Raw genomic sequence first — 13197 nt, 5'->3', positions numbered from 1 at the left:
AGAACCTCATCGCATACATGACCAAGGGCGTCGTGATGTGTTGGACGCCTGCCTGGTGGAGCCGTCCCGAGCCGGTCCGGCCGTGGTGGTCCGGCACCGGCGGGACCCCTGCGGACGCCGCCGACCGTCTGACGGTCGACGGCGCGCGGGGGCGGATCGGCAGAGTGAAACCGCTGAGCGCGACCATGGCGACCTGTCAGGCCCCGGCCGCCTCCAGGGACCTCCATCGGTCCGGTGCCCGGGCCCGCTCGAAACGCTGGCAGGCCGGGCGTGCGTCGGCGACCGCGGCCCGTCCTCGCAAACTCCCGTGCTTCCGGCGTGCCGATCCTGGCCGGTCGGCTGTCGATCCCGGTATCCACCCTGCTGACGAAGAAGGAGGCCGTCCGACTTCTACAGCCAGTCCCGCCTCTTGAAGATCACGTACAGGCTCGAACACACCACCGCCATCAGCAGGATCGCGAACGGGTAGCCGTACACCCAGTGAAGTTCCGGCATGTGGTCGAAGTTCATGCCGTAGATCGTTCCCACGAGTGTGGGTGCGAAGAGGATGGCTGCCCACGACGAGATCTTCTTGATCTCCTCGTTCTGCTCGAAGCCCGCCTCCGCCAGCGCCCGCATCTCCGCGTTCTGCTGCTGGGTGACCAGGGTCGCGTTGACCGTGAGGATCTCCGACAAAGCCTGGCGGAAGCCGTCCACGCGCTCGCTCGTGTGGGTCACGTGGTCCGCGACGTCGCGCAGGCGGCGCTGGAGTTCCTCATCGGTGCCGTACTTGGCGAAGCCCGCCATCAAGGAGTGCAGCATGCCCACCAGCGGGCGCGTGGCCCGCTGGAACTCCACCATTTCGCGGGAGAGTTCGTAGATGCGGCGCGACACCTCCGGGTCGCCGCGGAAGACCTCGGTCTCGATCTCGTCGATGTCGTTCTGGACGCCCGCCACCACCGGGGCGTACCCGTCGACGACCGCGTCGAGGATGGCGTACAGGACCGCCTCCGGGCCCAGGGCCAGCAGCTCCGGGGTCTCCTCCATCCGGCGGCGCACGGCGGACAGGTCCGGCGCCGCGCCGTGGCGCACCGTGATCAGGAAGTCGGTGCCGATGAAGATGTGCAGCTCGCCGAAGTCGACCTCCTCGGGGGCGTCGAGGTAGCGCGCGGCGCGCAGGACGACGAAAAGCGTGTCGCCGTACCGCTCCAGCTTGGGCCGCTGGTGGGCCTCCATCGCGTCCTCGACGGCGAGCTCGTGCAGGTCGAACTCGGCCGCCAGCGAGAGCAGTTCGGCCTCCGACGGGCGGTGCAGGCCGATCCACGCCATGCCCTCCGGCTCGTCGCGCAACCGGTGGAACGTCTCGGCGAGGGTGCCGGGGGAGGCCACCTTGTGGCCGTCGCGGTAGAGGGAGGCCTGGACGACGCTGCCCCGCTTCCCGCCGGACTCGGGAAGCCCGTCCGCCGCGGCCGTCACCGTCGGCGCTGCCGCCGGGGCCGGGCGCCGGCGCCGGGCGTACCTCTTCGAGGGCAGGGTCATCGCCGTCTCACCTCCTCGCCTCCCGGGCAGTCGCAGAATATATGCCCGGGTTTGTTCCGGCCTGGCCGGACCGTCTCCTGATCGCGGACAGAAGGTGTCCGCAAGGCGGCGTAGCGTGCGGAGCATGGCCCACACGACGAGCCCGGTGCTCTCCACCCGCGCCCTGAACCGCGCCACCCTCGCACGACAGCTCCTGCTCCGGCGTACCCCGATGTCCGCGGAACACGCCGTCGGACACCTCGTCGGGCTCCAGGCGCAGAACACCCGGCCGCCGTACTACGCGCTGGCCGCCCGCCTCGACGGCTTCCGGCCCGAGGAGCTCTCCGGGCTCATGGAGTCCCGTGCGGTGGCCCGGATCGTCACCGTACGGTCCACCATCCACACGCACACCGCCGACGACGTGCTGCGGCTGCGGCCCCTCGTCCAGCCCGCCCGCGACCGCGAGGTGAAACTGTTCCGCAGCGGCCTCACCGGCGTCGACCTGGAGCGGCTGGCCGCCCTGACGCGCTCCCTGGTGGAGGAGCGGCCCCGTACGCCCAAGGAGATCCGCGACGCCCTGCTGGAGCGGTGGCCGCACTCCGACCCGCTCGCCCTGACGGTCGCCGCCCGCTGTCTGCTGCCCCTCGTCCAGGTCACCCCGCGCGGCCTGTGGGACCGCAGCGGTCAGGTGGTCCTCACCACCGCCGAGGCGTGGCTGGGCCGGGAGGCGGAGCCCCCGGCGACGGCCGACGCGACCGTGCTGCGCTACCTCGCGGCGTTCGGGCCGGCCTCCGTCAAGGACATGCAGACCTGGTCGGGGCTGACCCGGCTGCGCGAGGCGTTCGAGCGGCTGCGGCCCCGCCTGCTGACCTTCCGGGACGAGTCCGGGACCGAGCTGTTCGACCTGCCCGACGCGCCCCGGCCCGACCCGGACACGCCCGCCCCGCCGCGCTTCCTGCCCGAGTTCGACAACCTGCTGCTCTCGCACGCCGACCGCACCCGAGTCGTGCCGGCGCAGTACAAGGACCGCACCTGGAAGGGCAACCAGGCGTACCGCACCTTCCTCGTCGACGGCTTCCTCGCGGGCGTCTGGCGGCTGGAGGAGACCAAGGGCGGAGCAGCGGTGCTGACCGTTCAGCCCTTCGGCCCCCTCACGCGCGAGCAGCGCGCCGCCGTCGCGGAGGAGGCCGGGCGCATGCCGGTGACGCCCACCGCCACGCAGGCGCACGACGTCCGGTTCGGCACGTTCGCCCCGTAGTCCCCGGGCGCCCGCCGTCGCGGGCCGGGCCCGGCCGCCACCCGCGCGGGGAAACGATCCCTCCTCGGCATGGTCACCGCCCCGCCCACCGGGTAGTGAGGATGCGTCACCACCACGGAGGAGGCCGTATGGCGCAGAGCAGGGCGACGGAAGCGACCGGGGAGTTCCGCGCGGCGCGGGACTTCCTGCTGCGGCACCGGGAGGACTGGGAGACCGCGTACAAGGGGTTCGTCTGGCCCCGGCCGGAGCGGTTCAACTGGGCGCTGGACTGGTTCGACGTCGTCGCCGCCGGCAACGACGGCACCGCGCTGCACATCGTCGAGGAGGACGGCACCGAGGCCCGCGTGTCCTTCGCGTCGATGTCGGAGCGCTCCGACCGGGTGGCGAACTGGCTGCGCGGACTCGGGGTGCGGCCCGGCGACCGGATCCTCGTCATGCTCGGCAACCAGGTCGAGCTGTGGGAGACGGCACTCGCCGCGATGAAGCTCCGGGCCGTCGTCATCCCCGCGACACCCCTGCTGGGGCCCGCCGACCTCGCCGACCGCGTCGAACGCGGCCGGGCCCGTCATGTGGTCGTACGGGCCGAGGACACCGGCAAGTTCGCGGACGTCCCCGGCGACTGGACGCCGATCGCCGTCGGCGGGCCCGTACCGGACTGGATCGCCTACGAGGACGCCTACGGGGCCTGTGCGCCGTTCGTGCCCAGCGGGGACACGTACGCCGACGACACCCTGATGCTGTACTTCACCTCGGGCACCACCGCCCGACCCAAGCTCGTCGAGCACACGCACACCTCGTACCCCATCGGCCACTTGGCGACGATGTACTGGATCGGGCTGAAACCCGGCGACGTGCATCTGAACATCTCCTCACCCGGGTGGGCCAAGCACGCCTGGTCCAACCTCTTCGCGCCCTGGAACGCGGAGGCGACGGTCTTCATCCACAACTACACCCGCTTCGACGCCGGCCGCCTGATGGCCGAGATGGACCGGCACGGCGTCACCAGCTTCTGTGCCCCGCCCACGGTCTGGCGGATGCTCATCCAGGCGGACCTCGGCGCCCTGCGCACCCCGCCCAGGGAAGTCGTGGCGGCCGGCGAGCCGCTCAACCCCGAGGTCATCGAGACGGTACGGCGCGCGTGGGGGGTGACGATCCGCGACGGCTTCGGCCAGACCGAGACCGCCGTCCAGGTCTCCAACAGCCCGGGCCAGCTCCTGAAGGCCGGCTCCATGGGGCGGCCGAGCCCCGGCTTCCGCGTCGAACTGCTGGACCCGGTGACCGGCCGGCCGGGCGCGGTGGAGGGTGAGATCGCGCTGGACCTGTCCGCCTCCCCGGTCGGTGTGATGACCGGCTACCACGGCGATCCGGAGCGTACGGCCGAGGCCATGGCGGACGGCTACTACCGCACCGGTGACATCGCCTCGCGCGACGAGGACGGGTACCTCACCTACACGGGCCGGCGGGACGAGGTGTTCAAGGCCTCGGACTACAAGATCTCGCCGTTCGAGCTGGAGAGCGCGCTGCTGGAGCACGAAGCGGTCGCGGAGGCCGCGGTCGTCCCGGCCCCCGATCCGGTCCGGCTCGCCGTGCCCAAGGCGTACGTGGTCCTGGCCGCCGGATGGGAACCGGGCCCGGAGACGGCGAAGGTGCTCTTCGCGCACTCGCGCGCCGTCCTCGCCCCGTACAAGCGCATCCGCCGCATCGAGTTCGCCGAGCTGCCGAAGACGGTGTCCGGGAAGATCCGCCGGATCGAGCTGCGCGAGCGCACCGCGGCCGGCTCGGCCGCCGAGTACGCCGAGGGGGACCTCGCATGAGCCTCTCCTACGCGCACGGAACGAGCGGCACCCCGCTGCTCGGTGACACGATCGGTGCGAACCTGGCGCGGACGGTGGCGCGCCACCCCGATCGCGAGGCACTCGTCGACGTGCCGTCGGGGCGGCGCTGGACGTACGCGGCGTTCGACGCGGAAGTGGGGGAACTGGCGCGCGGGCTGCTGGCGGCCGGGGTCGGCAAGGGCGACCGGGTCGGCATCTGGGCGGTGAACTGCCCCGAGTGGGTGCTGGTGCAGTACGCCACGGCCCGGATCGGCGCCGTCATGGTGAACATCAACCCGGCCTACCGGGCGCACGAAGTGGCCTACGTCCTGCGGCAGGCCGGGATCTCGCTGCTGATCGCCTCACTCGCCCACAAGGGCAGTGACTACCGGGCCCTGGTGGAACAGGTCCGCGCCGACTGCCCGGCGCTGCGGGCCGTGCACCACATCGGCGACGCGTCCTGGGACGCATTGACGGCCCGTACCGCGACGGAGGAGGAACTCGCCGCCCGGGAGCGGGAGCTGTCCTGCGACGACCCGGTCAACATCCAGTACACCTCCGGCACCACCGGTTTCCCCAAGGGCGCCACGCTCACCCACCACAACATCCTCAACAACGGGTACTTCGTCGGCGAACTGCTCGGCTACACCGAGCACGACCGGATCTGCGTCCCCGTGCCCTTCTACCACTGCTTCGGCATGGTCATGGGCAATCTCGCCGCCACCGCGCACGGCGCGACGATCGTCGTCCCGGCGCCCTCCTTCGAACCGGCCGCCACCCTGCGCGCCGTCCAGCAGGAGCGCTGCACCTCCCTGTACGGCGTGCCCACGATGTTCATCGCCGAGCTGAACCTGCCCGATTTCGCGGCGTACGACCTCTCCTCGCTGCGCACCGGGATCATGGCCGGGTCGCCGTGCCCGGTGGAGGTGATGAAGCGGGTCGTCGCGGAGATGCACATGGCGGAGGTGTCGATCTGCTACGGCATGACGGAGACCTCTCCGGTCTCCACGCAGACGCGGCGCGACGACGACCTGGAGCGCCGTACGGGCACGGTCGGCCGGGTCATGCCGCACGTCGAGGTGAAGGTGGTCGATCCGGCGACCGGTGTGACGCTGCCGCGCGGCGAGGCGGGCGAGCTCTGCACCCGCGGCTACAGCGTGATGCTCGGCTACTGGGACGAACCGGAGAAGACGGCGGAGGCGATCGACGCGGGGCGCTGGATGCACACGGGCGACCTGGCGGTGATGGGGGACGACGGCTACGTCCGGATCGCCGGCCGCATCAAGGACATGATCATCCGGGGTGGCGAGAACGTCTACCCGCGCGAGATCGAGGAGTTCCTGTACGGCCATCCCAAGATCGCCGACGTGCAGGTGGTGGGCGTGCCGGACGAGCGGTACGGGGAGGAGATCCTGGCGTGCGTGATCCCGCGCGACCCGGCCGATCCGCCGACGCTCGACGACGTCACCGCGTACTGCCGCGAGCGCCTCGCGCACTACAAGATCCCGCGGCGCGTCGCGGTCCTGGACACCTTCCCGATGACGGTCAGCGGAAAAGTCCGGAAGGTGGAACTGCGCGAGCGGTACGGGTCGGCGTGAGCACGCGGTGCGCGGCGGGCGGCCTGGGTGCCGGGTGCGCGGCACGCCGGACCACGGGCGCCGCGGGTTGCGGTGCCGCGGTTCAGGCGCCGCGGATTCAGGCGCCGCGCACGACGAGTTCGTCCGCCGGGCTGTTGACGGGCTGCGGCGTGCCGGTGAGGTCCATGACGAACAGCGGCAGCCGCAGGTCCTCGGCGCGTGAGCGGGCCGCCTCCTCGTACCCCGCCAGGGAGAAGTAGACGCTCACGGCCGGGACCGCGAGGCCGTTGAGCCACAGCAGTTCGACCGCGCGCAGGGACACGGGCCTGGTCGTCGGATCGACCTGGGCCACCAGGCCCGGCCCCCGCAGGTCGATACCGGACGACGCCGGGTGCTCGTCGGGCTGGACGACGTCCCGGAAGCCGAGCCAGCGCAGGTAGAGCGCCGCCGCGGTGACCGCGTCCCGCGCCGTGCGGATGGTGACCGGGTTGAAGGAGGGGCGCGGAACCGCCGCGGTCCGCGGCAGCGGGATGTGCGCCGGTGCCGGCGCCGTCGAGACCCCGGTGGTGGCGGCCGTGGCGGCGGCCGGCCCGGACGGGGCTCCGGCCGCGCCGCCAGAGGGCGGTACCGCGGAGGTCACCGGCCGCACCGGGATGCGCAGGACCGTGCCGCACGGGCAGCCGAGCTCGGGCTGCGGCCACTGGCCCTGGCGCCCGCAGGCCGCGCAGCGCACCGTGACCCACTCGTCGGTCCAGGTCCGATGGGTGATCGGCTCGGCCGGAGCGCCCTTCAGCAGGGGCGGGGCCACCGGGGCGCCGCAGGCGCACGGGTAGACGGGTGGCGCATACGCGTGCGCTCGCCGACAGGCCGGGCAGCGTACCGGCACGTTCTCTCCCACGACGGCCCCCTTCGTTCCGTCACCCATCGTCCACCAAGCGTGCCCCCCTTGGGGAGGTCTTCGGCCACTCCGTGGCGGAACGGAGCCCCTCCCCGCGCTCCCGGCCCCTCCTGCGCCCTCACATCCCCTGCGACGGCCGCCCCGCGCCCCTCGTGAGGGCCGGCGTGGGAGCCGTGCGGCGGCGGCCGAGCCTTGACGGCCGTTGCGTCGGCGACCTACATTGCTTCCGTATAACAGAAGTACACTTCCGCATTACGGAATCGAAGCTCTCAGGTGGCGCGACAGAGCCCGATCCGCCTGGCTGAAGCAGGAGCACTCCATGCCTCGTATGACCGCTGCCCGAGCGGCAGTTGAGATCCTCAAGCGTGAGGGCATCACCAACGCGTTCGGGGTCCCGGGCGCGGCCATCAACCCCTTCTACAAGGCGCTCAAGGAGGGCGGTGGCATCAGCCACACGCTCGCCCGCCACGTCGAGGGCGCGTCCCACATGGCCGAGGGCTACACCCGGGCCAAGGCCGGCAACATCGGTGTCTGCATCGGCACGTCCGGGCCCGCCGGCACCGACATGATCACCGGCCTGTACTCCGCCATCGCGGACTCGATCCCGATCCTCTGCATCACCGGCCAGGCGCCGGTCTCGAAGCTCCACAAGGAGGACTTCCAGGCCGTCGACATCGCCTCGATCGCCAAGCCGGTCACCAAGGCGGCGACCACCGTCCTGGAAGCCGCACAGGTCCCGGGCGTCTTCCAGCAGGCGTTCCACCTGATGCGCTCCGGCCGTCCCGGCCCGGTCCTCATCGACCTGCCGATCGACGTCCAGCAGACCGAGATCGACTTCGACCCGGAGACGTACGAGCCGCTCCCGGTCTACAAGCCGCAGGCCACCCGCGCCCAGGCCGAGAAGGCCATCCGGTTCCTGCTGGAGTCCGAGCGCCCGCTGATCGTCGCCGGCGGCGGCATCATCAACGCCGACGCCTCCGACCTGCTGGTCGAGTTCGCCGAACTGACCGGCGTCCCGGTCATCTCCACCCTGATGGGCTGGGGCACCATCCCCGACGACCACGAGCTGAGCGCCGGCATGGTCGGCGTCCAGACCTCGCACCGCTACGGCAACGCGACCTTCCTGGAGTCCGACTTCGTCCTCGGCATCGGCAACCGCTGGGCCAACCGCCACACCGGCTACAACCTCGACGCCTACACCAAGGGCCGGAAGTTCGTCCACGTCGACATCGACCCCACCCAGCTCGGCAAGATCTTCGCCCCCGACTACGGCATCGCCTCCGACGCCAGGGCCGCGCTGGAGCTCTTCATCGAGATCGCCAAGGAGCTCGAGGCCGCCGGCGAGCTGCCCGACTTCAGTGCCTGGGCCGCCTCCGCGCAGGAGCGCAAGGCCACCCTGCAGCGCCGCACGCACTTCGAGAACATCCCCATGAAGCCGCAGCGCGTCTACGAGGAGATGAACAAGGCCTTCGGCCCGGAGACGCGCTACGTCACCACCATCGGCCTCTCGCAGATCGCCGCCGCGCAGTTCCTGCACGTCTACAAGCCGCGCCGCTGGATCAACTGCGGCCAGGCCGGCCCGCTCGGCTGGACCATCCCGGCCGCCATCGGCGCCGCCACCGCGGACCCGGAGACCCCGATCGTCGCGCTCTCCGGCGACTACGACTTCCAGTTCATGATCGAGGAGCTGGCCGTCGCCGCCCAGCACAAGGTCCCCTACGTCCACGTCCTGGTGAACAACGCCTACCTGGGCCTGATCCGTCAGGCGCAGGGCGGACTGGGCATCAACTTCGAGGTCAACCTCGAGTTCGAGAACATCAACACCCCGGAGATCGGCGTCTACGGCGTCGACCACGTCAAGGTCGCCGAGGGCCTGGGCGTCAAGGCGATCCGCGTCACCGACCCGGAGAAGCTGGGTGAGGCGTTCGAGGAGGCCAAGAAGCTGGCCGTCGAGCACCAGGTCCCGGTCGTCGTCGAGGCGATCCTGGAGCGCATCACCAACATCGCGATGAGCAAGACGGTCGACATGAGCGACGTCACCGAGTTCGAGGAGCTCGCGACCGAGCCGGGCCACGCCCCGACCGCCATCCGCCCGCTGGTCTGACCCACCGCCCGCCCGCTGGTCCGACCCACCCGCGCGGCTCCCGGGGGAAGACGGCCCCCGCCCCGGCGATTCCCGGGGCGGGGGCCGTCCCGCGCCGGGCGCGGTCCGCGGGCGCCGGGCGCGGTCCGCGGGCACCCGGCCGGGCCGTGGGGCGGGTGATCAGGCCGGCCAGCGCAGGGCGCGCAGGACGCGGCGCTCCACGCGGGCGGCGTCGTCCGCCCGTATCTCGACCTTGAGTTGTTCATTGGCGGCCAACACGCCGTTGCGGGTCGCAGCGACGTGCAGCAGGCCGTCCGCGCCGATCACACCGCAGTCGATCGGCAGGTCGAGCGACGGCCTGCGGGTGGCCAGCGGCAGGTCGTGGAAGCGCACGGTGACGCGCGTGCCGGTCCGCCCGCGGACCGTGACGTACGCGGTGACGGTGTACGTGCACGGGCCCTGGAGCAGCGCCGTGTCGTCGGCCATCCGCAGCAGTTCGTACTTCCCCGCCTCCAGGGCCGGTCCGCCGGCCTCCGACTCGGTGATGACGCTCGGCATGGGGTCCTCCTCTGACGGTGGCGGGAGCTCGCCGTTGGCCCGGGCGACGATCCCGGGGAAGACGACGTTCTTGAACTGGCGCACACGCGCGTCGCCGGGGCAGGCCGTGCCGGACACGGCCCAGGCGCCGTGCAGCCGGTGGTAGCCGTAGCCGGGGTCCGAGGCGGTGCGGCAGACCCGCAGCGGAATGCCGTGGCGCTGGTGCAGCCACACCCCGAGCCGGATCAGCTGCTCGACCTGCTTGTCCGTCCACGGGTCGGTGTGCTGGAGGTTCGACGCGGTCTCGATGGACACGGCACCGGTCCCGTCGGGCCGCCGGTTCGCCTGGTAGTTGGCGTCGGCGCGGGTCTCGGTACCGATGTACTGGGCGAGGTCACCCTGGTAACCCAGCCCGAAATGGGACTCGAGCGAGCTGGACTTCCAGTACTCGTACAGCCGCTGCGCACTCCACGGCGCGGCAAGGCTGTGCAGGATGAACTGCGTAGGCCTGATGGCGGGTTGCTGATCACTCTCTGGCTGGAGCTCCAGTTTCTTCGCGAACGGGCACCATGCCATCAGGTGCCTCCTTCTGGCTCGGGAACGTTTTGTGGGGGGACGTCGGCGTGGAGGAGCTCACTTGCACTGTCGAGGGCTGCAGCCGCCCCGTCCGTGTGCTCTCTCGAGGGTGGTGCGCCATGCACTACCAGCGGTGGCAGCGCCACGGGGACACAGGCTCCGGGACCGCGCATCGCGTGCACGGCAGTACGGCGATGGAGACCCGGCGATGCGAGTTTCCCGGCTGCACACGGAAGCACATCAGCAAGGGGTTGTGCGCCAGCCACAATTGGCAGCGCACCGTGGGACGCGAACTGACTCCGCTGCCGGACCGGCGGCATGCCAAGCCGCATGACCGAAACCCACGGGGCGAGAAGCAGTGCCGTACCTGCCTCCTCTGGCTTCACCCGGATGGGTTCAACCGGAACGGCAAGGCCAAGGACAAGTTGCAGGGGAACTGCCGAAGCTGCGGACCGGGCGCGCAGCGCAAGGCGCTGTGCCGGCTGTCTCCCGACCGCTACGCGGAGATGCTGGCGAGCCAAGGAGGCGTTTGCGCCATCTGCAAGCAGGTCGACGACAATGGGTTCGCTCTGTGCGTTGACCACGATCATGGCTGCTGCCCGAATTCTGCCGGGATCTGTGGGGCATGCGTCCGCGGCCTGGTGTGCGCCGCCTGCAACCACGGGCTCGGGAAATTCCGTGACAGCCCGGAACTCCTGCGCGCCGCAGCGGCGTATCTCGAACGGCACGCCTCCCGGTAGCTGTTCAAGGCGCCGCCTACGCTGTCGCGCCAGTACTCGTACATGCGGCGCGCGGTCCACGGGGCGGCGATGCTGTGGAGGATGAACTGGGTGGGCCGGATCGCCGGCTGGGCGTCCGACTCGGGCTGTAACTCCATGCGGGTGGCGGCGGGATACCACGCCATGGGGCGGCCCCCTTCCCTGCGGGAGCGGGCACCGGACGGGTGCACGGTGAGTGATGCTCAGTGGTGGTTTACCCACTCCGCGTAGCCGTCACCCGCGCCGGACGAGACACTCCTCAGAGCTGCCGGAGGTGGTCGTGCAGCCTGCGCGCGCACGCGGCCATGAGGGCCTCGGCGCCGGGCTGGACGGCCGCCGGGACGAGCGACTCCGTGAGGACGGCGACGGCGAAGGCCCGGCCGTCGGAGTGCTCGACGACCCCGATCTCGTGGCGGAGGTTGAGGAGGGTGCCCGTCTTGGAGGACCAGGTGGTGGCGTCCGAGCTGAAGTCCGGCGCGAGCCGGTGGCGCAGCATGTTGTGCGCCATGAGGTCGCGCACCCGTCCGGCCACCTCCGGGTGGATCGCCGAGGGGGTCCACAGCGCCTGCAGCAGTTCGACCCAGGCGCGTGCGCTGCCGGTGTTGGCGCGCGTGGTGTCGAGCTGGGGGACGCGGTGTCCGCGGCCACTGGTGCCGGCGTCGATCGCCAGGGCGTGGGCCAGGTGGGCCTGGTCGGTGTCGAAGCGCTCCACGGGGGTGTCGGACAACTCCCGCATGCCGTGCCGGACGGTCATCCCGCGGAGCCCCAACTCCTGCAGGACGGCGGCGACCCGGGCCGGTGGCGTCACGTCGAAGAGCGCGTCGGCGGCCGTGCCGTCGCTCACGCAGGTGCTCAGGTAGAGCAGGTCGTCGATCGCGATCCGGGCGGGGTGGCGGAACCGGCTCAGCCCGGTGGGCCCGGGCGTGGTGATCCGTCCCGGTTCCACGTCGAGCACCGTGCCCCCGTCGAGTTCGCCCCGGCGGATGCGCTCCGCCGTCGCCAGCGCGAGCGGGACCTTGACCAGGGACGCGGCCGGCAGTGGGGTCTCCGGGTCGATCCCCAGCTCCTCGCCGGTGTGCAGATCCCGCACGAGCAGGCAGCCCCGCAGGCCGCCGTCGTGCAGCTCCCGGCGCAGGTCGCGCAGCAGCGCCTCGGTGGTCATGCTCCGCCGCCCTCCGCGCCGCGCGCCCGGAGTCCGGCTGCGGTCGGTGGGACGCCACCCCGTGCGGGTGCGCGCCCGGCCCGGGCCCCCGCGTCCTGCGCCGTGACCGTGACCGTTCCCAGGCAGCGCGCGATGGCGTCACCCAGACGCGCCTCGAGGCGCTGTGCGTTGCCGTCCGCCGCGGCCACGAGGGCGAAACCGCGGTGCAGCGTGGCCTCGCCGAGGGGTCGCCAGTGCAGGCCGAGCTCCTCCGCCTGGGCGGGGGAGCACACCAGCAGGTCGCGGGAGGACAGCACCTCCGCGGCCGCCGTGGTCAGGTCCGCCGCGACGACGAGCTGTGCGGGCCGCAGGCCGAGCGCGTCACGCAGCCGCGTCAGCGGGTCCCGGACGTGCGGTACGTCGTCCTCGGGCTGGAGCCACAGACGGCGGGCCGGGCCGGACGAGGCCCGGCCCACCCGCAGCGTCTCCAGGTAGACGCGCTTCACGCCGGGGTCCCGGGCCGCGGCGACGCCCAGCGGCACGGACCACCTCGCCTCGTCCGCCGGCACCGCGAGGAGGGCGGCCCGTACCTGCTGCGCCTGGACGAACTCCGTGCGCCGCGCGGGCTCCGCGACGCGGAGGTCGAGGGTCACGCCGAGCCCTCGCGCCTCGGCGACGAGCCGGGCGAGCGCGGCGGTGGAGCAGATGCCGGGCACGGCCAGCCGCCACGGCTTGCGCCGGGCGGCCTCCGCCTCGTGCAGCAGCACATCGGCCGCCTGCACGAGGTGCCGGGCCACCGGGAGCATGTCCCGCCCGAAGGGGGTGAGCACGGCCCGGCGCGACGTGCGCTCGAAGAGCTGCTCGCCGAAGCGCTCCTCCAGGGCGGCCACGCGACGGCTGGCCACCGGCTGGGACATCCGCGCGGCGGCGGCTCCGACGGTGAAACTGCCGCGTTCACCGACGCTGACGAACGCGCGACACGCCCCCACGAGATCCACGGCCCCGACTCTATGCCAGTTCCGCATGAAACCGCGCGGAACCGTATTGGACCGCATGGC

At 71.9% G+C, this 13197-nt stretch carries 10 protein-coding genes; 5 read left to right on the top strand and 5 right to left on the bottom strand.

Annotated features, from left to right (window positions below; genetic code table 11):
- Window positions 1-390: 390 nt before the first annotated feature.
- On the bottom strand, window positions 391-1518 hold the full coding sequence (locus IH00_RS0118515; protein WP_031074960.1) for a magnesium and cobalt transport protein CorA: 1128 nt from the start codon (window positions 1516-1518) through the stop codon (window positions 391-393).
- Between the two features lie 124 nt (window positions 1519-1642).
- Between IH00_RS0118515 and IH00_RS0118510 the strand changes: the two genes are divergently transcribed.
- The 3 genes from IH00_RS0118510 to IH00_RS0118500 all read left to right on the top strand — a co-directional run bounded on the left by IH00_RS0118510 (window position 1643) and on the right by IH00_RS0118500 (window position 6167).
- Window positions 1643-2755 (top strand): winged helix DNA-binding domain-containing protein, encoded by a 1113-nt coding sequence (locus IH00_RS0118510; protein ID WP_039947178.1) that lies wholly within the window; start codon window positions 1643-1645, stop codon window positions 2753-2755.
- 128 nt (window positions 2756-2883) lie between these two features.
- The gene (locus IH00_RS0118505; protein WP_031074955.1) at window positions 2884-4569 is read left to right on the top strand and encodes an AMP-binding protein; all 1686 of its coding nucleotides are present in this window, start codon (window positions 2884-2886) and stop codon (window positions 4567-4569) included.
- A complete protein-coding gene (locus IH00_RS0118500) occupies window positions 4566-6167 on the top strand; it encodes an AMP-binding protein (RefSeq protein WP_031074954.1) in 1602 nt (533 codons plus the stop codon). The genes IH00_RS0118505 and IH00_RS0118500 overlap by 4 nt, the downstream gene beginning before the upstream one ends.
- Before the next feature lie 97 nt (window positions 6168-6264).
- On the opposite strand, the gene IH00_RS0118495 is transcribed toward IH00_RS0118500, so the two are convergent.
- Window positions 6265-7071 (bottom strand): hypothetical protein, encoded by an 807-nt coding sequence (locus IH00_RS0118495; RefSeq protein WP_031074952.1) that lies wholly within the window; start codon window positions 7069-7071, stop codon window positions 6265-6267.
- 292 nt (window positions 7072-7363) lie between these two features.
- Here IH00_RS0118495 and gcl point away from each other — a divergent pair, with 292 nt between their 5' ends.
- Window positions 7364-9148, top strand: coding sequence for a glyoxylate carboligase (gene gcl, locus IH00_RS0118490; protein WP_078887827.1), 1785 nt, complete (start codon window positions 7364-7366; stop codon window positions 9146-9148).
- 159 nt (window positions 9149-9307) lie between these two features.
- On the opposite strand, the gene IH00_RS0118485 is transcribed toward gcl, so the two are convergent.
- A complete protein-coding gene (locus tag IH00_RS0118485) occupies window positions 9308-10240 on the bottom strand; it encodes a peptidoglycan recognition protein family protein (protein WP_078887826.1) in 933 nt (310 codons plus the stop codon).
- Window positions 10241-10521: 281 nt separating this feature from the next.
- On the opposite strand from IH00_RS0118485, the gene IH00_RS40315 reads away from it, so the two are divergent.
- Window positions 10522-10980 carry an endonuclease VII domain-containing protein gene (locus IH00_RS40315; protein WP_234334885.1) on the top strand — a complete coding sequence of 153 codons (459 nt, stop codon included), beginning with the start codon at window positions 10522-10524 and terminating at the stop codon, window positions 10978-10980.
- Between the two features lie 277 nt (window positions 10981-11257).
- Here the strand turns inward: IH00_RS40315 and IH00_RS0118470 are convergent, their stop codons facing one another.
- A complete protein-coding gene (locus IH00_RS0118470) occupies window positions 11258-12160 on the bottom strand; it encodes a serine hydrolase (RefSeq protein ID WP_031074944.1) in 903 nt (300 codons plus the stop codon).
- A complete protein-coding gene (locus tag IH00_RS0118465) occupies window positions 12157-13137 on the bottom strand; it encodes a LysR family transcriptional regulator (RefSeq protein WP_234334884.1) in 981 nt (326 codons plus the stop codon). The genes IH00_RS0118470 and IH00_RS0118465 overlap by 4 nt, the downstream gene beginning before the upstream one ends.
- Window positions 13138-13197 lie beyond the last annotated feature (60 nt).

The sequence above is a fragment of the Streptomyces sp. NRRL S-118 genome (genome assembly GCF_000716335.1).
Classification (GTDB): Bacteria; Actinomycetota; Actinomycetes; order Streptomycetales; family Streptomycetaceae; genus Streptomyces.
Note: the sequence above shows the minus strand (reverse complement) of the source record. Positions and strands in the feature narration are given on the sequence as shown.